This window comes from Flavonifractor sp. An91 (genome assembly GCF_002159225.1).
Taxonomy (GTDB): domain Bacteria; phylum Bacillota; class Clostridia; order Oscillospirales; family Oscillospiraceae; genus Flavonifractor; species Flavonifractor avicola.
Genome location: NZ_NFHA01000002.1, coordinates 68,693 through 89,566, shown reverse-complemented (window position 1 = coordinate 89,566; position 20,874 = coordinate 68,693). Strand labels below are relative to the sequence as shown.

Here is a 20,874-nt window from a genome sequence, read left to right as displayed (position 1 = left end):
CTCCTTGCTCTCTATGATAGCACGGCCGGGCGGGATTACCACCAACCGGAGGTGACAGAAACGGTTCGTTTCAGTTGCGCCGCCTCACCCCGGCAGACGGTGGCCCTCCAGAACAAACTGCCCCATGCCCAGGGCGGTTGGGAGAGAGAAGGGCTTTACCGTGCCGTCGTCAAAGCGGACGGTGATCCGGTCCCCGTCCCGGGTGGTGAGCAGGCCGGGACCGTAGCGGGCGTGGCGTACCTGGGTGCCGGGGATATAGTCCTTAGCGGCGGCAGTAAGCTGGGCGGACAGGATCGCCGGATCGGGACTTTTACGGACAGGAGCCTTTCTTTTTGGGGGTTCTTTCTGCGGAAAGAGAAAGGAAGAAAAAGTGGAGGCCAGCTCGGGACGGCGGAAGGTCATGACCCACAATTCCTGGCGGGCCCGGGTCATGCCTACGTAAAAGAGCCGCCGCTCCTCCTCCCGCTGGTTAATCTCCTCCTCGGTTTCGTCCTCCTTGGGGGTGGGAGGCAGCTTGGGCAGTAGTCCATCGGCCACGTCCATTAAAATCACCCGGTCGTACTCCAGGCCTTTGCTGGAGTGGATGGTAGACAGAATGAAGGGACAGTCCGGGTGGGCTGAGCCCCGGCGCACCACCTCCTCCAGCACCTCCAGCCGGGCCAGCAGCCCGGCAGGGGTGGATTCGCCCGCCCCCAGGGCCTCCAGAATGGGCAGCTTGCTGTTGTCCGCCCCCCGCTCCTCCAGGTATGCCCCGTAGCCCATGAAGTGGACAATGCGGTACACCGCCTTGTCCGCCCGCTCCTCCAGCAGGTTGTTCATGTGAGCCTGAAGGGCTTTACACTGCCTGCGGCTCCAGGGGGAGAGGGTGGAGCAGCCCGCCAGATATTCCAGCAGGGTCTCCCCGGTGGGGGAGCACTGACTGACGGCCTCCTGGGCGGCGGCCCGGCTGATGCCCGCCCCCAGCTTGTAATAGAGGTCCAGGAACAGCCCCCCGTTCCAGGGGTTCTGGGCCAGCCGGATAATGTTGGTCACGTCCCGCACCACCCGGTGGGTGAAAAAGCTGCTGTCCACCTGGCGGCAGCGGTAGGGGGTGCCGGAGCGCTCCAGCAGGTCCATGAGGGGGAGGGCGCTGTCGTTGTCCCGGTAGAGCACCGCCGTCTCCTTGTCGCAGTTTTCCGCCACCTTGGCCAGATACTGATACTGCCGCTGCCGGTCGTACACCTCCACCTGCCGGAGGGCGGGGCCGTCGCCCCCGGCGGCGTGCATGGTCTTGGGGCGGCGCTGGGTGTTGAGCCGGATAAATTTGTCCGCCGCCGCCACGATCTGGCGGGTGGAGCGGTAGTTCTGCCCCATCAGCAGCACACGGGCGCCGGGGTAGGTGGCCTCAAAGGAGTGGAGGGCCTGGGGGCAGGCGGCCCGGAAGCCGTAGATGCTCTGGTCCTCGTCCCCCACCATGAAGAGCTGGACCTGCTTTCCCGCCAGCAGGCGGATGATGGCGTGCTGGATCTGGGAGGTGTCCTGGGCCTCGTCCACACACAGGTAGGGGTAGCGCCTCTGCCACTCCTGAAGTATGGTCGGGTAGCGGCGCAGGATCTGATAGGCGTAGCCCAGCTGGTCGTCGTAGTCCATGAGTCGCCGCTGCCGCAGGGCTTGGTTGTAGGCCTTATAGACAGCGGGAAATTCCACCCCCTCCACCTCAACGTCGTTCAGATCGATCTGGCCGGGAAGATGGTTTTTTACATAGGTGATGGCAGTTTGAATGGCCTTGATGGTGGCCTCCGGGGCGTACTCCTGGGTGAGATTGCGGCAGATCTCCCCGATGAGGGCGGCCTGCCGCCCGGTGTCGTCCAGCAGATCGAAGGCCTTCTGGCCCACCAGCTGCTCACACCGGCGGATGACGGAGGAGCACACCCCGTTGATGGTGCGGAAAGCAAGCCCCTCCGCCAGCTCCTGGCCGAAGAGGGCGGCAAAGCGGGCCTTCATGTCCCGGGCGGCGGAGACGGTGTAGGTCATGGTGAGGATGCGCCGGGGGTCCACTCCCAGGCCCAGCACCAGGTAGCCGATGCGGCTGACCAGCACGGTGGTCTTGCCGCTGCCCGGTACCGCCAGCAGCAGCACCGGGCCGTCCACCGCCTGGACGGCGGCCTCCTGCTGTTTGTCCAGACACAGGCCGTAGGCCTTTTTGAATTGGGCGAAGTTCATCATGGTTTCTCCTGTGGCAGGTAAGGGATTCCCACGAAAAATGGCCGCCATCGGCGGCCATTTTCTCGGAGTGACAGGGTGTGGGGGGCTCAGGGCTGGGAGACCCCGCCCTTGCCCAGGGCGTGCTCCTTGATCTTCTGGAAGGTCTCGTCGCTGAGGTCGTGCTCCACCTTGCAGGCGTCGGCGGCGGCCACCTCGGGGCCCACCCCCAGATGGATGAAAAACTGGGTGAGCAGCTGGTGGCGCTCGTAGATCCGCCTGGCGATCTCCTCCCCGGCGGGGAGGAGGGAAATGAGCCCGTCCTTGTCCATCTCGATATAGCCGCTCTCCCGCAGCTTCTTCATGGCCACGCTGACGCTGGGCTTGGAGAAGTGGAGCTGATTGGCGATGTCGATGGAGCGAACCATGCCGTGCTCTTCCCGCAGGCTGAGGATGGCCTCCAGATAGTTTTCCGAGGATTCATAAATATTCATCGCTTCATCATTCCCATCTATGCCTTTTTTCTAAAATAACACAGAACGGCGGGCTTGGCAAGGTCAACCGATTCCCTTGCCGTCGTTCCACTTCCAGTCCCGGATCTCAGGCATATCCTGGCCGTGGGCGGTGATGTACTGCCGGTGCTCCACCAGCTTGTCCTTCATGAGCTGGATGAGGAAGGCCCCCCGGTTGCCCAGCTGGGGTAGACGTTTGACGGTGTCGATCACCAGGTCGAACCGGTCGATGTTGTTCTGCACCCGCATATCGAAGGGGGTGGTGAGGCCGCCCTCCTCCTTATAGCCCCTGACGTGGAGGTTCTTGTTGTGCCGCCGGTAGGTCAGCTCGTGGACCAGGGAGGCATAGCCGTGGAAGGCGAAGATGATGGGTTTGTCGGTGGTGAAGAGCACGTCGTAGTCCTCGTCGGTGAGGCCGTGGGGGTGCTCGGTGTGGGGCTGCAGCTTCATCAGGTCCACCACGTTGACCACCCGTACTTTTAGCTCGGGCAGGTAGCGCCGCAGAATGGTGACGGCGGCCAGAGTCTCCAGTGTGGGGGTCTCGCCGCAGCAGGCCAGCACCGCGTCGGGCTCGGCCCCCTGGTCGTTGGAGGCCCACTGCCAGATACCGATGCCGTGGGTGCAGTGCTTGATGGCCTCGTCCATAGTGAGCCACTGGGGCCGGGGGTGCTTGGAGGTCACCAGCACGTTGATGTAGTTGCGGCTTTTGATGCAGTGGTCGAAGCAGGACAGCAGGCAGTTGGCGTCGGGGGGCAGGTAGAGCCGCACCACGTCGGCCTTCTTGTTGGCCACGTGGTCCAGAAAACCCGGGTCCTGGTGGGTGAAGCCGTTCTGGTCCTGCTGCCACACGTTGGAGGAGAGGACGTAGTTGAGGGAGGCGATGTCCTGCCGCCAGGGCAGCTGGCCCGCCACCTTGAGCCACTTGGCGTACTGGCTCACCATGGAGTCCACAATGCGGATGAAGGCCTCATAGCTGTTGAGGAAGCCGTGGCGGCCGGTGAGCAGGTAGCCCTCCAGCCAGCCCTGGCACATATGCTCGGACAGCATCCCGTCCAGAATGCGCCCGCTGGGGGACAGTCCCTCATCGGAGGGCAGCCGGTCGGCATTCCACCGGCGGTCGCTGGCCTCCAGGGCGGCCCACAGCTTGTTGCTCATGGTTTCGTCCGGGGAGAAGATACGGAAGTTTTTGGCCTTCTGGTTCAGCTTGAGCACGTCTTTGACATACTTGCCCAGCTCGGCCATGTCCTCGGCCTCCGCCTCACCGGGGGCGGGGACCTCCACCGCGTATTTGGAGAAATCGGGGGTGCGCAGGTCACGCAGCAGCAGACCGCCGTTAGCGTGGGGGTTGGAGCCCATTCGCCGTTCTCCCTGGGGAGCCATAGCCCGCAGAGCAGGGATGGGTGCCCCTGCTTCATCGAAGAGTTCCTCCGGATGATAGGAGCGCAGCCACTCCTCCAGAATCGGCAAGCGCTCCGGGTGGGCATCGTCCACCGCCAGGGGCAGCTGGTGGACCCGGCTGGTGCCCTCCAGGGCTACCCCATCCGCCTCTTTGGGACAGGTCCAGCCCTTGGGAGAACGAAACACCACCATGGGCCAACGGGGACGCTCGGTCTCTCCAAAGGAACGGGCGCTCTCCTGGATGCGCTGGATCTCACGCACTGCCCAGTCCAGGGCGGCCGCCATCTTCTGGTGCATTTGGGCCGGGTCGTCCCCCTCCACGAAACGGGGGGTCCAGCCGCAGCCCTTGAAGAAGTCCTCCACCTCCTCGGCGGAGATACGGGCGAAGAGGGAGGGGGTGGCGTTCTTGTAGCCGTTGAGGTGCAGAATGGGGAGCACCGCCCCGTCTCCCACCGGGTCCAGGAACTTGTTGCCGTGCCAGGCGGCAGCCAGAGGGGCGGTCTCGGCCTCGCCGTCGCCCACCACGCAGGCGGCGATCAGGTCCGGGTTGTCCATGACAGCGCCAAAGGCGTGGGCCAGAGAGTAACCCAGCTCGCCGCCCTCGTTGATGGAGCCGGGGGTGTCGGGGGCACAGTGGCTGCCCACGCCGCCAGGGAAGGAGAACTGCTGGAAGAGCTTGCGCATTCCCTCCTCATCCTGGCTTACGTTGGGGTAGACTTCGCTGTAGGTCCCCTCCAGATAGGTCTGGGCCAGCACGGCGGAACCACCGTGGCCGGGGCCGCAGACGTAGATCATGTTCAGATCGTACTTGGTGATGACCCGGTTGAGGTGAGTATAGATAAAGTTCTGGCCTGGTACTGTGCCCCAGTGTCCCACCGGGGTGTGCTTCAGGTGCTCCGGCTTCAGAGGAGTACGGAGCAGGGGGTTGTCCCGCAGATAGAGCTGGCCGGCGGCCAGGTAATTGGAAGCCCGCCACCAGGCGTCCAGTTTCCGCAGAGCCTCAGGGCTGAGCGGACCTTTTTTGGACATACGGGCCGATGTTTTGACTGTAACTTTGGTGCGGGGTCCGGAGGATTTTGCCAAAGGGATGCACTCCTTCCACAAAAAACAGACTGACGCCGCCGGACAACAGAAGGGGCTGTTGCAGCAGACTGCAACAGCCCCCATGCCCGCGCGGCGGGGTTTTTATTTCTCGTCCAGGGGCAGGGGCGCGGGGGGCGCAAATTGATCCGCGCAGTCCTGAGCCAGCTTGCGCAGGTGCTCGTCCTGACTGCTGAAGTTGGAGGACAGCTGCTCCAGCATCTGGTGCAGCTTGTCCAGCTCCTGACCGGTGCGGGAGATGGCCCCGTCCATATCCGAGCGCAGCAGGTCATAGCCTGCCTGCACCTTATGGAGCCACTGAGTGACCTCGGTGTGGGCCCGACGGACCTTTTCCTCCGCCTCCTGTTGCACCTCCTGAGCCCGGCAGTGGGCCTCAAGCTCGATGCCGGCGGTGCGGTCCTTTACCTGCTGGTAGGCGGCGGCGTCGCGCTCGGCCTGAGCCAGGCGGGCATTGGCGTCAGTCAGCTGGGCGGCGGTCTGCTCGGCCTCTCCACGGACCTGAGTCAGCTGGGCCCGCAGCGCGTCCGCTTCTTTGCGTGCCTCATCCAGCTGGGCAGTCAGGGCCTCCTTTTCTTTGGCCAGCGTCTCAGCCTGCTCTTTGGCCTGCCCGGCCTGCGCCGCCAGCTCCTCCTTTTCGGCCGCCAGCTCATCCCGCTCCCGCTGAAGCTGGGCCAGCTTTTCCAAGTGGGTCTGGTTGGAGGATTCAATATAACTCAGCACATCCTGCTTCTGGAAACCGCCGAAGGTGGCGGTACGAAACTGAAGCTCTGTGGCGCTCATAGGGGACACCTCATTTCCACAAATTCATGCCTATTATAATGCGTATGGAACAAAGCCTAACGCCTTGAAGGCCCCGGCCTTCAAGGCAAATCAGCTTTGTTCATGTGCAAGGTTTTGGGTAGTTTGCGCCCAAAACCTTGCACCTTTCGCTGGCGCGTTCAGACGCACCAGCGAAAATACGCATTGTAACAATGGCTGAATTCCATAAAACGGCCATTTTGAGCCGTTTTTATGGAATGGCGCGGCTATCCGCCGCGGGAATAAACCGCCATGCGGTTTATTCAGTAGACATTATTTTAACACAGTTTTCTCCATAACACAATCCGCTCTTTTCGTTGACTCGACAGGGGTAGAATGATATAATAGGATGATTATGACAACAATGACCGGGAGGATGACTATGTGGGTCTCTGACGGATGGAAAGATTATGAGCTGCTGGACTGCGGCGGGGGAGAGCGTCTGGAGCGCTGGGGCAAGTTTACTCTGGTGCGCCCGGATCCCCAGGCTATTTGGCGCCCCGAAGGGCGGCATCCCGGCTGGAACCGGTACGACGCCCGGTACCAGCGGTCCTCCACCGGCGGCGGGCGCTGGGTGAAAAAGGCCCTGCCCGAGCGGTGGACGCTGGGCTATAAGGAGCTTACCTTTAATATTAAGCCCATGAACTTCAAGCACACTGGCCTGTTCCCCGAGCAGGCTGCCAACTGGGACTTTGCCATGGAGCGTATCCGCTCCGCCGGCCGGCCGGTGAATGTGCTCAACCTATTTGCCTACACCGGCGGAGCCACCGTGGCCTGTGCCGCGGCGGGCGCCAGTGTGTGCCATGTGGACGCTGCCAAGGGTATGGTAAGCTGGGCCCGGGAGAACGCTGCCTCTTCCGGCCTCACCGACGCCCCCATCCGCTGGATCGTGGATGACTGCGGCAAATTTGTGGAGCGGGAGATCCGCCGGGGACGGAAGTACGATGCCGTCATTATGGACCCGCCCTCCTACGGACGGGGCCCCTCCGGCGAGATCTGGAAGCTGGAGGAGAACCTGTTCCCCTTTGTGGAACTGGTGACCGGGGTGCTGTCGGACAACCCCCTGTTCTTCCTCATCAACTCTTACACCACCGGCCTTGCCCCCTCGGTACTCACCTACCTGCTGGAGACACTGGTGGCCCGGAAATACGGCGGCCATACTGAGAGCCAGGAGCTGGGCCTGCCGGTGACCGCTACCGGCCTGGCGCTGCCCTGCGGTGCTACCGGACGATGGATCTGCGACTAAGAAGGAGACGCTATGGGACAAGCCATTCTTGAAACAAAGGACCTGCGCTTCCGCTATGACGAGGAGGAGGGACCATCCCCGGTGGTGCTGGACGGGGTGGACCTCCAGATCCAGGCGGGCACCTTCGTGGCGGTGCTGGGCCACAACGGCTCGGGGAAATCCACCCTGGCCAAGCATATGAATGCCATTTTGCTGCCCACCGGCGGCAAGGTTTATGTGGACGGTATGGATACCGCCGACGAGGAAAAACTGATGGATATCCGGCGTACCGTGGGCATGGTGTTCCAGAACCCGGACAACCAGATCGTTGCCAACGTGGTGGAGGAGGACGTGGCCTTCGCTCCGGAGAATCTTGGAGTCCCCCCGGAGGAGATCCGCCGCCGGGTGGACGACGCCCTGAAGGCGGTGGGGATGTATGAGTATCGGGAGTACGCCCCCCATCTGCTCTCCGGCGGTCAGAAGCAGCGGGTGGCCATTGCCGGCGTCATCGCCATGCAGCCCCGGTGCATCGTGCTGGACGAGCCCACCGCCATGCTGGACCCCATTGGCCGTTCCGAGGTACTGAAAACCATCAAGGAACTCAACCGCACTTCCGGGGTGACGGTGGTACTCATCACCCACCACATGGACGAGGCCGCTCAGGCCGACCGTCTGGTGGTTATGTCCAAGGGCAAGGTCATTGCCGACGGTGCCCCCCGTGAGGTATTCAAGCAGGTGGAGGCGCTGAAGGAAGTGGGCCTCACCGTCCCCGAGACCACCGAGCTTCTGTGGGAGCTGCGAAAGGCAGGGGTGGACGTCTCCCTGGACGCCCTCAGCGACGAGGAGTGCGCCCAGGAGTTGTATCAGCTGCTGAACCAGGGCGTTACCCCGTAAGGGGAATGCACCATTGTGATAAAGGACTGAAGCAAATTGGAACCGATTATTCAGACGGAGCGCCTGAGTCATATCTATTCCGCCGGCACCCCCTTTGAGCACGGGGCCCTGGTGGATGTGGACTTCACCGCCTACCGCGGGGAGTACCTGGGCATCATCGGCCACACCGGCTCGGGCAAATCTACCCTGATCCAGCACCTCAACGGCCTGTTGAAGCCCACCTCGGGCAGAGTGCTCTTTGAGGGCAAGGACATCTGGGAGAGCAAGGAGCGTACCCGCCAGACCCGCTTCCAGGTGGGCCTGGTGTTCCAGTATCCCGAGTATCAGCTCTTTGAGGAGACCGTTTATAAGGATATTGCCTTCGGCCCCGGCAACATGGGGCTGGAGCCAGACGAGATCGACCGCCGGGTGCGGCAGGCCGCCCAGTTCGTGGGCCTGAAGGAGGAGACTCTGGAGAAGTCTCCCTTTGAACTCTCCGGCGGTCAGAAGCGCCGGGTTGCCATTGCCGGCGTCATTGCCATGGAACCCTCGGTGCTCATTTTGGACGAGCCCACCGCCGGCCTGGACCCGGTGGGCGTGGAGTCCATTCTGGGCAACATCCACGACTACCATGTGGCCAAGAATGCCACCATCATCATCGTCTCCCACTCCATGGAGGAGATGGCCCGGACGGTGGACCGCATCGTGGTGGTCAACGACGGCAAGATTCCCTTCTCCGGCGCTCCCCGGGAGGTATTCGCCCACGGGGACGAGCTGGAGCGCATGGGACTGGGTGTGCCCGCCATGACCCGGGTGTTCCACCGGCTGCGTGCCATGGGGGTGGACATCGACCCCTCGGTGTACACCATCCAGCAGGCCAGAGACGCGATTCTGGCCAAACTCAATGGGGCCCCCCGCAAAGCCGGGCAGCGGCTTTGCGGGGAGAGGAAGAAGGAGCCTGTGGATATGGAATTTTCAGCCGGTCTGGCTGGAAATGGAATGGAGCAGGCTGCTTCTGACGAGAAGGGGGTGGTGTAAATGGCGCTGAAAGACATTACCCTGGGCCAGTACTTCCCGGGCAAGACCATCATTCACCGGCTGGATCCCCGCACCAAGCTGATTGGCACCATTGCCTATATCGTAGCCCTGTTTCTGGCTGCCAATGTGGTGACCTACGCCATTCTACTGGTGCTGCTGGCCGCCCTCATCGCCATTTCCAAAGTGGGGCTCAAGAGCATTCTTCGGGGCATGAAGCCCATCTTCATCATCATCCTCATCACCGCCATTCTGAACCTGTTCTTTACCCCCGGTGAGGGGGAACCGCTGGTGTCCTGGTGGGTGTTTACCATCTACGCGGAGGGCATCCGGGCAGCTGTGTTCATGATCCTGCGGATTATGATGCTCATCACCTGCACCTTCCTGCTGACCTACACCACCTCGCCCATTATGCTCACCGACGGCCTGGAGAAACTGCTCAGCCCCCTGAAGGTGATCCGGGTGCCCATCCATGAGCTGGCCATGATGATGTCCATTGCCCTGCGGTTCATCCCCACCCTCATTGAGGAGACCGACAAGATCATGTCCGCTCAGAAGGCCAGAGGCGCCGATTTTGACAGCGGCAACCTGATCCGCAAGGCCCGCGCCCTGGTGCCCCTGCTGGTGCCCCTGTTTATTTCCGCTTTCCGCCGGGCCGACGAGCTGGCGGTAGCCATGGAGTGCCGGTGCTACCACGGCGGCAGCGGACGCACTCGCCTGCGCCAGCTGAAGATGAAGGGTGTGGACATTCTCTCCCTGCTGCTGTCGGTGGCTCTGTGCGTGGGTATCGGCGTGCTGGCTCACTACGGTTGGTAAGGGACCACAATTTTTACCAAAATTTAAGGTTTACTGAAGGACTTATGAGAAATATTGCGTTAAGATTGATGTATGTGGGCACGGCCTACCACGGCTGGCAGGTCCAGAAGAACGCCGTTACCGTGGCTGAAACTCTGGAAAAGGCCCTGGCCACGGTGGTGGGCCATCCGGTGAAGTGTGCCGGCGCAGGCCGTACCGACGCCGGGGTCCACGCCGAGACCTATGTGGCCAACTTCCGCACCACCTCCCGCATCCCCTGCGACCGGCTGCCCCTGGCGGTGAATACCCGGCTGCCCGATGACATCGTAGTGGTGAAGGCCACCGAGGCGCCGGATGAGTTCAATGCCATCGGCTCCTGCCTGAAGAAGGAGTATACCTACCGGATCTACAACTCCCACATCCGCAACGCCTTCTATGTAGACCGGGCCTGGTTTTATCCCAAGCATCTGGACGAGGGGATTATGCAGCGGGCGGCCTCCCACTTTGTGGGTACCCATGACTTCGCCGCTGTCCGCAGCGTAGGTACCGAGACCCGCACCACCGTGCGGACGGTCCACTACTTCAATATCACCCGCAGCGGTCTGATGATCGAATGCAAGGTGTGTGCAGACGGTTTCCTGTACAACATGGTGCGGGCCATGGTGGGCACCTGCGTCTATGCCGCCGAGGGCAAGTTCTCTCCCGATGACGTGCCCGCCATCCTGGAGGGCAGGAACCGCACCGCCGCAGGCCCCACGGTGCCCGCCGGCGGCCTGTATATGACAAAGCTATGGTACCATGAGGATGTGTTGTAATGCCTCGCCACATAATTTCCAAGAAGGCGCATAGACTGAACGAGGACAAGGACGCCAATCCCTCCCGCAAGAAGGAGAAGCGGCCCAATCCAGTGCTGCGGCTGCTGGCCTTTCTGCTGACCGTAGTCATGGTGCTGGGCGCCATCTTCCTCATCGTCAACTATGATAAATTGAATTTTGACTCCATCAAGCGGTGGTTTGCCTACCGGGATCTGGAGCGGGGAGACAGCGGACAGGCTGAATCTTTCCCATTTGACGGGGACAGCAGCAGCACCTTTGCCAGCCTGGACGGCGATCTGCTGGTGTGTTCCACTACCGGTGTGCGGCTCTATTCAGCCAGTGGTCAGGTGTATGTGGACCGCACGGTCACCATGGAAAACCCGGTTGCGGTAGCTGCCGGGTCCACCGCTCTGGCCTACGATGCCGGCGGCCAGACTCTGTTGGCCTGCCGGAACCGGGAGGAGGCCTTTACCCTGGAGCTGGCGGAGGACGAAGAGGTGCTCTCCGCCGATGTAAACGGGAAGGGCTGGATGGTGACGGTGACCCAGGAGAGCGGTTATAAGGGCGTGGTTACGGTGTACGACAGTCAGTTCCAGCCCCAGATGCAGGTGAGCCTGTCCAGCCGCTTTATCATGGATGCAGCCCTGTCGCCGGACAACAGTACGGTGGCGGTGCTCACCATGGGCCTCACCGACGGCACCTTCACCAGTCAGGTGGAGCTCTATCCCACCGCCGGCGCCGCTTCCGATGCCTCTCCCCAGACTACCTGCACGGTGGGCGGCCAGGTGATCCTGGACATGACCTGGGACGACAGCGGAATCTGGGCCCTGGGTGAGGATGAGATCTATCATCTGGATGATTCCGCCGCCCTGACGGGCAGCTATTCCTATTCCGATCGCTATCTGAAGGGCTTTTCCCTGGCAGGAGACGGTACCGCCGTTCTGCTGCTGGGCAAGTACCGGGCAGGCAGTACCGCTGAGCTAGTGGTGGTGGACACCCAGGGCGAGGCCCGGGCCACCATGGCTCTGGACGAGCAGGTGCTGTCCATCTCGGCGGCCGGGCGGTATATCAGCCTGCTCACCGCCGACCAGCTGAACATCTATGACCAGGATCTGTCGGTCTATCATTCCCTGGAAGAGACCCAAAGCGCACGCAAGGTGCTCCAGCGCTCCGACGGCAGTGTGCTGCTCATCGGCAACGACACCGCGCGGGTCTATTTGCCCCAGTAATCACGGAGGAACCCTATGGCAATCGTATTTGAACTGATCGTTGTGGCCATCCTGGCGGCCTTTGTGCTGCTGGGTATCAAGCGGGGACTGGTTTTGTCCCTGTGCGGCCTGGTGGGCGTGCTCATCGCCTTTGGCGGCGCCGGCGTGCTGGCCCGTACCCTGTCTCCCATGGTGGCAGACGCCCTGGAGCCCAAGTTTGCTGCCGCCATTGAGGAGCAGCTGGACCAGCAGATCCAGGCCAGCCTGGAGGAGAACGGCCAGACAGGGGAGGAGGCCCCCACACCGGATACCCTGCCTCTTCAGGACGTGCTCAACGCCCTGCGGGACATGGGTTTCTATGAGCCTCTGATCAACAGCGTCAACCAGGCGGTAGAGAACGGTATGACCGAGGTGGCCGCCAGTGCCGCAGCTAAGGTGGCGGCGGCCATCGCCCAGTCAGCGGCCTATCTCATCCTGTTCCTGGTAGGTTTTGTGGTTATTCTCATTCTGTGGAAGCTTGTAAGCCGGGCTTTGGATTTGGTGGCCCGCCTGCCGGTGCTCCACTTCCTCAATAAGACTCTGGGCGGCGTGTTTGGCCTGCTTCAGGGCTGCCTGATCCTGTTTATCGCCGCCTGGGCCATCCAGTTCATGGGTAATCTGATCCCGGCGGAGACGGTGGAGCACACGGTACTGCTGAAATTCTTCATGACCACCAATCCTATGAGCCTGCTTTCCGGCGTGTAACCGGCAGCGATCTGAGAAAAAGAGAGAAATTCAGGTGAATCGACATGACAGTCCCCAATATTCTGTCCCTGTTCCGGCTGTTTCTGGTGCCGGTGTTCGCAGTGGTGTTTTTCCAGCCCATGCCGGACGCCCATACCTGGGCGGCCCTCATCTATCTGGTGGCCTTCCTCACCGATATTGCCGACGGCTGGATCGCACGCCACTTCAATCAGGTCAGCAAGCTGGGCCGTATCTTGGACCCTGCAGCTGACAAGTGGATGACCTTTACGGTCATTATCTGTATTACAGTGGACGGCATTATCCCCCTGTGGGCAGTGATCGTGTTCTTCTGCAAGGAGCTGTGCATGGCCATCGGCGGTTATCTCATGTATCGCCGTCTGGGGGATGTGATCCCCTCCAACTGGCTGGGTAAGCTGTCTACCGGCGTGTTCTTTGTGGTGTGTGTGGCCCTGATGCTGTTCCCCGCCATCCCCAGAGTGGGGCGTACCGCCATGATCGGCGGAGCTCTGGCACTGACGCTGCTGGCGCTGGCAGGGTATGTGTACCAGTATTGCAAGACCATGCGGGAAAGAAAGCCGGCCTGATTCATACCCAGTTCATAATTTCGGATTAGAATCATCTCTCCGGGGAGAGGGCCCGTACGGCCGTCCCCGTCAAAGGAGCTGAACATATATGCAACCCACACTTTGTTCCAGATGTCATAAGAATGTAGCCGTCATCTTCATTCAGAAGATGGAGGGCGGCACCACCAAGAGTGAGGGGCTGTGCCTCAAGTGCGCCAAGGAAATGGGCATCAAGCCCGTGGAAGATATGATGCAGAAGATGGGCATCACCGATGAGGACCTGGAGGGACTGACCAACGAGATGATGTCCGCCTTCGGGGGAGCCGAGGGCATGGAGGGCCTGGTGCCCAGCGACGACGGCGAGCAGGATGAGGAGGACGAGGGCAAGACCGCCACATTCCCCTTCCTGAACAAGCTGTTCGGCGGCGGGGCCCAGAACCCCCAGAACCAGCCTCCCGAGCGGGAGAATAACCGCTCTGAACGGGCTGATAAGGACAAGAAAGGCGACAAGCCCCCCAAGCGGAAGTTTTTGGAGAACTACTGTATCTCTCTGACCCAGAAGGCCGCCGAGGGCAAGCTGGACAAGATCATCGGCCGGGACGAGGAGATCCAGCGCACCATTCAGATCCTCAACCGCCGGCAGAAGAACAACCCCTGTCTCATCGGCGAGCCCGGCGTGGGCAAGACTGCCATTGCCGAGGGCCTGGCCCAGAAAATCTGGGCGCGGGACGTACCCTATAAGCTGCTGGACAAGGAGGTCTATCTGCTGGACCTGACCGCCTTGGTGGCAGGCACCCAGTTCCGCGGCCAGTTTGAGAGCCGCATGAAGGGCCTGATTGAGGAGATCAAGAAGCTGGGCAACATCATCCTGGTCATCGACGAGGTCCACAACATTGTGGGCGCCGGCGATGCCGAGGGGTCTATGAACGCCGCCAACATCCTCAAGCCCGCCCTCAGCCGGGGGGAGATCCAGGTCATCGGCGCCACTACCCTCACCGAGTACCGCAAGTACATCGAGAAGGACTCCGCCCTGGAGCGGCGGTTCCAGCCGGTGATGGTGGAGGAGCCCTCCATTGAGGACAGCATTAAGATCATCAAGGGCATCGCCCCTTATTATGAGAAGTACCACTTTGTCTCCATCTCTCCCGAGATGTGCCGCCTGGCGGTGACCATGAGCGAGCGGTATATCACCGACCGGTTCCTGCCTGACAAGGCCATCGACCTCATCGACGAGGCCTGCTCCGACGTGAACCTCCACAACAAGGCTCTGGCCCGTGAGGTGGAGGTGAAGAAGGAACTGGAGCAGCTGGGTCAGGAGCGGGAGAACCTGATGGTGGAGGCCAACGACCGGGACTACAAGCGCCAGACCGCCCTCAAGAACAACGAGAGCCGTCAGGGCGAGATCCGCCGGGAGCTGAACAAGCTTACCGCCGAGCACGACTCCCTCATGGGCAACCCTGCCACCACTGAGGCCCTGGGGGCCAACGAACGCCGTCAGGCCAATTTCCGCAAGGAACTGGACAACCTGGCCGCCGAGCGGGAGAAGCTGATGGCCGACCAGGGCAGCAGCAAGGACTACGAGCGGCTGGCCTCGATCAAGAGCCGGGAGATCCAGCTCCAGGACGAGCTGAGCAAGCTGGACGCCCAGAGCGCCCCGCCCCTGACGGTGGAGCACCTGGCCCGGGTCATTGAGCTGTGGACCAAGATCCCCGCCAGCCAGATCCAGGAGGCCGAGTACGAGCGCCTGGCCAAGCTGGAAGACCGGCTGAAAGAGCACCTCATCGGCCAAGACGAGGCGGTCCACGCCGTGGCCGCCGCCGTCCGCAGGGGCCGGGTGGGCATCGCCTCCAAGCGCAAGCCCGTGTCCTTCATCTTTGTGGGCTCCACCGGCGTGGGCAAGACCGAGCTGGTCAAGCGGCTGGCCATGGATATGTTCCATTCTCCCGAGTCCCTTATCCGGTTGGATATGTCGGAGTTTATGGAGAAATTCGCTGTTTCCCGCATCATCGGCTCCCCTCCGGGCTATGTGGGCTATGACGAAGCCGGCCAGCTCACCGAGAAGGTGCGCCGCAAGCCCTACTGCGTCATTCTCTTTGACGAGATCGAGAAAGCCCACCCCGATGTGCTTAATATTCTGCTGCAGATCCTGGACGACGGACACATTACCGACGCCCAGGGCCGCAACGTGAACTTCGAGAATACCGTCATCGTTATGACCTCCAACGCGGGCAGCGACGCCCGCACCTCCGCCGGCAGCGTGGGCTTTGGCCGTACCGCCGACCAGCAGGGAAGGGAGCGGGCCATGAAGGCCCTGGAGTCCTTCCTGCGGCCTGAGTTTATCAACCGGGTGGACGAGATCGTCTACTTCAACAAGCTCACCGAGGACAACTTCAAGTCTATCGCTGCCATCATGCTGGGCGAGCTGCGGGATACCCTCAAGGAGAAGGGCATCACCTTCACCTGGGACGACGCTCTGCTGGACCACCTGGTCCGCAAGTCCTACTCCCAGACCTACGGCGCCCGCAACCTGCGCCGCCAGATCCAGAAGGACCTGGAGGACGACATTGCTACCAAGCTCATCGACAGCTATCTCCATCCCATCTCCGCCATCCACGCCACGTCGGACGGGGAGAAGGCGGTTATCACAGCGGAATAAGCGTAAAAAACCAGGGTGTGCCCTACGGCACACCCTGGTTTTCTGTTTGTGGGGTTATTACACTTTTCCCAGATCCACCGTCTTATGGTAGGCAGCCTCCACCGCCTCAATGGCGGCAGAGCGGAAGGCCCGGGCCTCCAGGGCGGCAACACCGGCGATGGTAGAGCCGCCGGGGGAGCACACCTCATCCTTCAGCTGGCCGGGGTGCTTGCCGCTCTCCAGCACCATAGCGGCGGAGCCCAGCACCATCTGGGCGGCGTATACCATGGCCTGCTGCCGGGGCAGACCCACCTTCACCGCACCGTCGGCCAGAGCCTCGATGAAGGGATAGACAAAGGCAGGGCCGCAGCCCGCCACGGCGGAGAAGGCGTCGATCTGGCCCTCCGTCAGCCGTTCCACACGGCCAGCCTTGGCCAGAATGGCCTCCACGGCCTGATAGTGTTCCTCACGGGCATCGGGCTCGCCGGTGAGGGCCAGCATTCCCATACCGATGGAGGCGGGGGTGTTGGGCATGATCCGCAGGATGGCGGGGGAGCAGTCTCCCAGCCAGCCCCGCAGGGTGGCGATCTGAATACCGGCGGCAATGGTCACCAGTACGGTGTCCGGCTTCTCCCGCAGAGCGGGAACCAGGGCCTTCACCACCCCCTCCATCACCTGGGGCTTGACGCACAGAAAGACGTACTCGGCCTGCCGAAGGGCGTCCCCGTTGTCCTGAACCGCGGTACAGCCCAGCTTTCCGGCCAGTTCCTCCGCCTTGGCGTAGGCGTGGTCGGTAATGACCACCTGGTCCGCTCCCAAAGCCTCACAGGCCGACTGAATGAGGGCGCCGCCCATGTTGCCTGCGCCGATAAATGCCGCTTTTTTCATAAAAGATCCCAGCTTTCTTTGATAATCTGCGATGAGCGCCAGCTTGTCCCGCCGGCGCAGCTGCTTGATGGCGTATTCCCGCCGGAGGGCCGCCCCCTTGTCAGGACAGGCCTCCCGGTAGACCACCTCCACCGGCAGGCGGGAGCGGGTGTATTTGGCCCCTCTGCCGGAGTTGTGGACCGCCACCCGCTTGTTTACGTCGGCGGCGGTGCCGGTGTACAGGCTGCCGTCGGCACACCGGAGGATGTAGACCCAGTATTCCATGGCCCTCACCAGTCGGGCCGGAGCACGGGGGAGAGTTCCAGGTCCGAAAAGACGGAGCGTACCGCAGACTCGTAGTCCAGCGGGTCCCGGGCCTTCTTGATGGCCTTGGACAGCTTGTCCCCCTCCAGAAACAGGCGGATCAGGTAAAACCAGACCTCCTTCATACGCAGCATGGCGTTGCGGCGGCTGCCAAAGGCTTCCGCATAGCTCTCATACACCTGGTCCACAAACCCGGCCAGTTCCATCTTGCTGGCGGCGGAACCGCCCTTGAGGCGGCGGGCCAGGGCGGGGTCTCCGGCTAGCCCCCGGCCCAGCATGAGCCGTTCTGCCGCTGGAAAAGCGGCCTGGAGCCTGGCGGCGTCATCAGGGGTGTAGATGTCTCCATTGTAGCAAACCGGGAAGGGGGAGTTCTCCAGCGCCGCCCCGAAGCAATCCCATCTAGGGGTATTTTTATACATATCCGTCCGTACCCGAGGGTGGACGATCAGCTCCGCCAGAGGATATTTTCGGTAGATGGCCAGCAGAGCGGCAAATTCCTCCGGATCCTTCAGGCCGATCCGGGTCTTGATGGAGAGGGCACAGGGGGCCTTTGAAAAAATCTCCTCCAGAAAGGCATCCAGTTCCGCCGGATGGCCCAGAAAGCCGGAGCCCTTGCCCTTGGCCACCACCGTGCCTGAGGGACAGCCCAAGTTCAGGTTGACCTCCTGGTAGCCCATGGCGGCCAGTTCTCCCGCCGCCCAAAGAAAGTCCTCTGCGTTTCGGGTGAGCAGCTGGGGCACCGTGGGAAGGCCGCCGTTGTGCTCCTGCAGGATCTCCCGTAATTCCCGTTTGGTAAAGCGGTGGTCCTGAGTGGGAGTCAGAAAGGGAGTGAAGTACCGGTCCACCCCGCCGAACCAGCGGGCCAGGGCCTGCCGGTAGTAAACTGTGGTCAGCCCCTCCATGGGGGCGAGGGATACCATCAAACAACTCGCTCCTTTTGTCATGCTAAAGAAAATTGTAGCAGGACGGGCCGCCGCCGTCAAGCGGCGGGAAACGCAAAAAGGGGTTGACAGGGAAGAGGAAGTATGGTATTTTTATGACGTGGTTAGCAATGGCTAACCAAAAATAAAGCAAAGTAGTTAGCTAAAACTAACCTCGAAAGGAGTACCAATGATGTCCCTGCAAGCCGCACTTGTTGAGCATGGCGCTCCCACCCTGGCGGGGCTGAAGCCCGCCAGTCTGTTTCGATTCCAGCCCCAGGAGGGGGGAGACTTTGCCGGGGAATTTCTTGCCTGCCGGAGGGCGCTGGAGGGGCGGGGACTGGTACTCACCCTGTTGAAGGGCTGCCGGAGGACGGGGGCCTATCTGGTCTACCTCTACCGGAAGGAGGCCCTGGCGGGGCTGCTGGATCAGCCGGATCACCGGGCCTTTCTCCGGGAGATGGGGTATGAGCCCTGGACGGAGAGCCGGGGTTGTCTGCGTCAGCTGGCCGCCCGTTTGTGCCTGGAGGGGGAGTTCCCCCATGAGATCGGGGTGTTCCTGGGCTATCCGCTCTCCGATGTGAAGGGCTTTATCCGCCACAAGGGGAAGAACTTCACCCTCTGCGGCTGCTGGAAGTGCTACGGCGATCCCAGAGAGGCCCAGCGGCAGTTCCGCCGGTTCAAGGAGTGTACCAATGTTTACCGCCGCCGGTTTGCGGCAGGGGCGACCCTGAGACAGCTGACCGTGGCGGCCTGAATACAGATCCATCATAGATGAAAGGATGATTGACATGAGCAAGATCGCAGTAGTTTATTGGAGCGGCACCGGCAACACCGAGGCCATGGCCAAGCTGGTGGAGGAGGGCATCGTGGCTGCCGGCGGTCAGGCCGACCTGCTGCCTCCCGCCCTCTTTACTCCCGATCTGGTGAGCGGCTACGATGCCATCGCCTTCGGCTGTCCCTCTATGGGGGCCGAACAGCTGGAGGAAGGGGAGTTCCAGCCCATGTTTGACGCCGTTAAGGGCAGCCTGGGGGGCAAGACCATCGGCCTCTTTGGCTCCTACGGCTGGGGAGACGGCGAATGGATGCGTACCTGGGCGGAGGAGTGCGAGGACCTGGGGTGCAAGCTGGCCGACGAGCCGGTGATTGCCCACGAGGCCCCCAATGCCGACGCCGCCGACGCCTGCCGGGATCTGGGCAAGGCTCTGGTTAGTTAAGAAAAAACGGGCGTGCCGCCTTGTGCGGTACGCCCGTTTGCTGTGTTATGCCATTTCTCCCGCCAGGGAGCGCTCCATGTAGTCCCGGATGATCTCCGGGTCGTCAGTCTGGCCCAATACCCACATGAGCTTGGTGACCGCCGCCTCGGTGGTCATGTCCCGGCCCTGGATGACCCCCTGAGCCAGCACCTTCTGGCCTACCTCGTACACCGAGAAGTCGCTGGGCTCATACAGGCACTGGCTGCATACCACCACCGTCATGCCTGCCTGGGCCGCTGTCTGGAGCTTGGAGATCAGGTCCCGGCGGACGAAGTGGAGCCCGCCGGCGCCGAAGGCCTCGATGACGATGCCCCGGTAGTGCATCTGCAGGAGCATATCGAAGATCTCCGGGTCCAGACCGGGGGTGAGCTTGATGAGAAACACCTTGTCGCACAGCCTGTCCCGCAAAGTACAGGCCCCGGCGGTGGTGGGGATGGCCTCCCGGTGGATCTGAAGGCCTTTGCCGTCCACCGAGGCGGCCAGGGGCCAGTTGACGCTCTCGAAGGCATCAAAGTCGGTGGTACGGGTCTTGACCGCCCGGCAGCCCAAAATCACCTTCCGGTCGAAGGCCAGGAATACACCAGCCACACCGGAGGCTGCCATAGCCAGAGCGGTCCGCAGGTTCTCCATGCCGTCGCTGAGAGGGTGGGTCATGGGCAGCTGAGCCCCGGTGAGTACCACCGGGATGGAGATGCCCCGGAGCATGAAGGACAGGATGGAGGCGGTGTAGGCCATAGTGTCGGTGCCGTGGGTGATGACGATACCGTCATAGGCGCCCCGCTGCTCAAAGACGTGGCGGGCGATGGTCTGCCACTCCTCGGGTTGGATGTTGGAGGAGTCCAGATGGAGGATGTCCCGGATGGTGATGTCGTAGGAGTCGGTAACGCCCCGTGGGAGAAGTTCTGCCAGACCCTCCCCGTCTAGACCGGGGGCCAGGCCGTCGTCGGTGGGCAGGGAGGCGATGGTGCCGCCGGTGGTAAGCAGGAGAATGCGGCTCTTCACTTAAAACACCTCCGCCATGGCGTCCGCCCGACCCATGGCCTCGGCCAGAATGGCCTCTTTGTCGTTGCGGATGTCGTCCAGTCCCTCGGCGGCCAGACACTGGAAGGAGTCAATGCCGTACATGGCGCACAGAGCCTCCAGCTGCCGGGCGCCCATCTCCATCCATGCCGTTTCAGGCAGAGAGAAGTTGCCGCCCCGGGTGGTGATGAGCAGCAGCTTGTCCGCCTTGCACAGGCCCACGTTGTTGCCCTGCTCATCGTAGCCGAAGGTGATGTTCGTCACCGAGATCCGCTCCAGATAGATCTTCAGGATGGCGGGGAAGGACAGGTCCCAGAAGGGGGCAGCGACTACAATCCGGTCGGCGGCGGCAAACTGGTGGGCCAGGTCAAACATAGGATCGTCCAGCTTGCCCGCGTTCCAAAGTTCATCCCGCTCCGCCAGTACCTCGGGATACTGGGGTACCGGACGGTCCTTGCACAGGTCCACCTCGGTGACGGCTCCATCGGGGTGGGCCTTCTGCCAGCTTTCCAGGAACCGGCGGGCCAGCTTCAGGGTGCGGGACCGCTCACCCCGCACACAGGCGTTGATAAAAAGAAGTTGTTCCATGGTGTTCACGCTCCTG

19 protein-coding genes are annotated in these 20,874 nt (G+C 62.1%); 11 read left to right on the top strand and 8 right to left on the bottom strand.

What is annotated here, in order from left to right; all coding sequences use genetic code 11:
• Window positions 1–84 precede the first annotated feature (84 nt).
• From B5G42_RS02150 to B5G42_RS02135, 4 genes are all read right to left on the bottom strand, one after another.
• A complete protein-coding gene (locus tag B5G42_RS02150) occupies window positions 85–2,205 on the bottom strand; it encodes an ATP-dependent helicase (protein WP_242961103.1) in 2,121 nt (706 codons plus the stop codon).
• Window positions 2,206–2,291: 86 nt separating this feature from the next.
• Window positions 2,292–2,675, bottom strand: a complete 384-nt coding sequence (locus B5G42_RS02145; protein ID WP_087266225.1) for a metal-dependent transcriptional regulator — start codon at window positions 2,673–2,675, stop codon at window positions 2,292–2,294.
• Window positions 2,676–2,738: 63 nt separating this feature from the next.
• The gene (locus tag B5G42_RS02140; protein ID WP_164475007.1) at window positions 2,739–5,120 is read right to left on the bottom strand and encodes a phosphoketolase family protein; all 2,382 of its coding nucleotides are present in this window, start codon (window positions 5,118–5,120) and stop codon (window positions 2,739–2,741) included.
• Window positions 5,121–5,276: 156 nt separating this feature from the next.
• Entirely contained in the window at window positions 5,277–5,972 is a 696-nt protein-coding gene (locus tag B5G42_RS02135) for a hypothetical protein (protein ID WP_087187133.1), read from the bottom strand.
• Window positions 5,973–6,372: 400 nt separating this feature from the next.
• Between B5G42_RS02135 and B5G42_RS02130 the strand changes: the two genes are divergently transcribed.
• The 9 genes from B5G42_RS02130 (at window position 6,373) to B5G42_RS02090 (ending at window position 15,904) form a co-directional block, all read left to right on the top strand.
• Entirely contained in the window at window positions 6,373–7,236 is an 864-nt protein-coding gene (locus tag B5G42_RS02130; RefSeq protein WP_087266221.1) for a class I SAM-dependent methyltransferase, read from the top strand.
• A gap of 12 nt (window positions 7,237–7,248) precedes the next feature.
• Entirely contained in the window at window positions 7,249–8,109 is an 861-nt protein-coding gene (locus B5G42_RS02125) for an energy-coupling factor transporter ATPase (RefSeq protein WP_087266219.1), read from the top strand.
• A 36-nt stretch (window positions 8,110–8,145) separates the two neighbouring features.
• The gene (locus B5G42_RS02120) at window positions 8,146–9,126 is read left to right on the top strand and encodes an energy-coupling factor transporter ATPase (RefSeq protein ID WP_242958776.1); all 981 of its coding nucleotides are present in this window, start codon (window positions 8,146–8,148) and stop codon (window positions 9,124–9,126) included.
• The gene (locus tag B5G42_RS02115) at window positions 9,127–9,939 is read left to right on the top strand and encodes an energy-coupling factor transporter transmembrane component T family protein (RefSeq protein WP_087187129.1); all 813 of its coding nucleotides are present in this window, start codon (window positions 9,127–9,129) and stop codon (window positions 9,937–9,939) included.
• 44 nt (window positions 9,940–9,983) lie between these two features.
• Window positions 9,984–10,733 carry a tRNA pseudouridine(38-40) synthase TruA gene (gene truA, locus B5G42_RS02110; protein WP_087266217.1) on the top strand — a complete coding sequence of 250 codons (750 nt, stop codon included), beginning with the start codon at window positions 9,984–9,986 and terminating at the stop codon, window positions 10,731–10,733.
• Window positions 10,733–11,962, top strand: coding sequence for a DUF5711 family protein (locus B5G42_RS02105; RefSeq protein ID WP_087187127.1), 1,230 nt, complete (start codon window positions 10,733–10,735; stop codon window positions 11,960–11,962). The genes truA and B5G42_RS02105 overlap by 1 nt, the downstream gene beginning before the upstream one ends.
• Before the next feature lie 15 nt (window positions 11,963–11,977).
• Window positions 11,978–12,685, top strand: a complete 708-nt coding sequence (locus B5G42_RS02100; protein ID WP_087266215.1) for a CvpA family protein — start codon at window positions 11,978–11,980, stop codon at window positions 12,683–12,685.
• Window positions 12,686–12,729: 44 nt separating this feature from the next.
• Window positions 12,730–13,269 (top strand): CDP-alcohol phosphatidyltransferase family protein, encoded by a 540-nt coding sequence (locus B5G42_RS02095; RefSeq protein WP_087266213.1) that lies wholly within the window; start codon window positions 12,730–12,732, stop codon window positions 13,267–13,269.
• A gap of 88 nt (window positions 13,270–13,357) precedes the next feature.
• On the top strand, window positions 13,358–15,904 hold the full coding sequence (locus B5G42_RS02090; protein WP_087266211.1) for an ATP-dependent Clp protease ATP-binding subunit: 2,547 nt from the start codon (window positions 13,358–13,360) through the stop codon (window positions 15,902–15,904).
• Between the two features lie 57 nt (window positions 15,905–15,961).
• Here B5G42_RS02090 and proC read toward each other — a convergent pair whose 3' ends face one another.
• Window positions 15,962–17,035, bottom strand: a complete 1,074-nt coding sequence (gene proC, locus B5G42_RS02085) for a pyrroline-5-carboxylate reductase (protein ID WP_087266209.1) — start codon at window positions 17,033–17,035, stop codon at window positions 15,962–15,964.
• A 5-nt stretch (window positions 17,036–17,040) separates the two neighbouring features.
• A complete protein-coding gene (locus tag B5G42_RS02080; RefSeq protein WP_242961109.1) occupies window positions 17,041–17,994 on the bottom strand; it encodes a tRNA dihydrouridine synthase in 954 nt (317 codons plus the stop codon).
• 190 nt (window positions 17,995–18,184) lie between these two features.
• Here B5G42_RS02080 and B5G42_RS02075 point away from each other — a divergent pair, with 190 nt between their 5' ends.
• Together B5G42_RS02075 and B5G42_RS02070 are read left to right on the top strand one after the other, a co-directional pair.
• Window positions 18,185–18,751: a DUF3793 family protein gene (locus B5G42_RS02075; protein ID WP_242961102.1), complete on the top strand. Its 567-nt coding sequence runs from the start codon at window positions 18,185–18,187 to the stop codon at window positions 18,749–18,751.
• Between the two features lie 34 nt (window positions 18,752–18,785).
• Entirely contained in the window at window positions 18,786–19,211 is a 426-nt protein-coding gene (locus B5G42_RS02070; RefSeq protein ID WP_087266205.1) for a flavodoxin, read from the top strand.
• A gap of 45 nt (window positions 19,212–19,256) precedes the next feature.
• On the opposite strand, the gene B5G42_RS02065 is transcribed toward B5G42_RS02070, so the two are convergent.
• Complete coding sequence (locus B5G42_RS02065) at window positions 19,257–20,252, bottom strand: asparaginase (RefSeq protein ID WP_087266203.1); 996 nt, start codon at window positions 20,250–20,252, stop codon at window positions 19,257–19,259.
• Entirely contained in the window at window positions 20,253–20,858 is a 606-nt protein-coding gene (locus B5G42_RS02060) for an FMN-dependent NADH-azoreductase (protein WP_087266201.1), read from the bottom strand.
• Between the last annotated feature and the right edge of the window lie 16 nt (window positions 20,859–20,874).

Excerpts from the sequence above, each read along its gene's own strand:
- B5G42_RS02150 (WP_242961103.1), bottom strand. The coding sequence starts at position 2,205 with ATGATGAACTTCGCCCAATTCAAAAAGGCCTACGGCCTGTGTCTGGAC.
- B5G42_RS02145 (WP_087266225.1), bottom strand. The coding sequence starts at position 2,675 with ATGAATATTTATGAATCCTCGGAAAACTATCTGGAGGCCATCCTCAGC.
- B5G42_RS02140 (WP_164475007.1), bottom strand. The coding sequence starts at position 5,120 with ATGTCCAAAAAAGGTCCGCTCAGCCCTGAGGCTCTGCGGAAACTGGAC.
- B5G42_RS02135 (WP_087187133.1), bottom strand. The coding sequence starts at position 5,972 with ATGAGCGCCACAGAGCTTCAGTTTCGTACCGCCACCTTCGGCGGTTTC.
- B5G42_RS02130 (WP_087266221.1), top strand. The coding sequence starts at position 6,373 with ATGTGGGTCTCTGACGGATGGAAAGATTATGAGCTGCTGGACTGCGGC.
- B5G42_RS02125 (WP_087266219.1), top strand. The coding sequence starts at position 7,249 with ATGGGACAAGCCATTCTTGAAACAAAGGACCTGCGCTTCCGCTATGAC.
- B5G42_RS02115 (WP_087187129.1), top strand. The coding sequence starts at position 9,127 with ATGGCGCTGAAAGACATTACCCTGGGCCAGTACTTCCCGGGCAAGACC.
- truA (WP_087266217.1), top strand. The coding sequence starts at position 9,984 with ATGAGAAATATTGCGTTAAGATTGATGTATGTGGGCACGGCCTACCAC.
- B5G42_RS02105 (WP_087187127.1), top strand. The coding sequence starts at position 10,733 with ATGCCTCGCCACATAATTTCCAAGAAGGCGCATAGACTGAACGAGGAC.
- B5G42_RS02100 (WP_087266215.1), top strand. The coding sequence starts at position 11,978 with ATGGCAATCGTATTTGAACTGATCGTTGTGGCCATCCTGGCGGCCTTT.
- B5G42_RS02095 (WP_087266213.1), top strand. The coding sequence starts at position 12,730 with ATGACAGTCCCCAATATTCTGTCCCTGTTCCGGCTGTTTCTGGTGCCG.
- B5G42_RS02090 (WP_087266211.1), top strand. The coding sequence starts at position 13,358 with ATGCAACCCACACTTTGTTCCAGATGTCATAAGAATGTAGCCGTCATC.
- proC (WP_087266209.1), bottom strand. The coding sequence starts at position 17,035 with ATGGAATACTGGGTCTACATCCTCCGGTGTGCCGACGGCAGCCTGTAC.
- B5G42_RS02080 (WP_242961109.1), bottom strand. The coding sequence starts at position 17,994 with ATGGTATCCCTCGCCCCCATGGAGGGGCTGACCACAGTTTACTACCGG.
- B5G42_RS02075 (WP_242961102.1), top strand. The coding sequence starts at position 18,185 with ATGATGTCCCTGCAAGCCGCACTTGTTGAGCATGGCGCTCCCACCCTG.
- B5G42_RS02070 (WP_087266205.1), top strand. The coding sequence starts at position 18,786 with ATGAGCAAGATCGCAGTAGTTTATTGGAGCGGCACCGGCAACACCGAG.
- B5G42_RS02060 (WP_087266201.1), bottom strand. The coding sequence starts at position 20,858 with ATGGAACAACTTCTTTTTATCAACGCCTGTGTGCGGGGTGAGCGGTCC.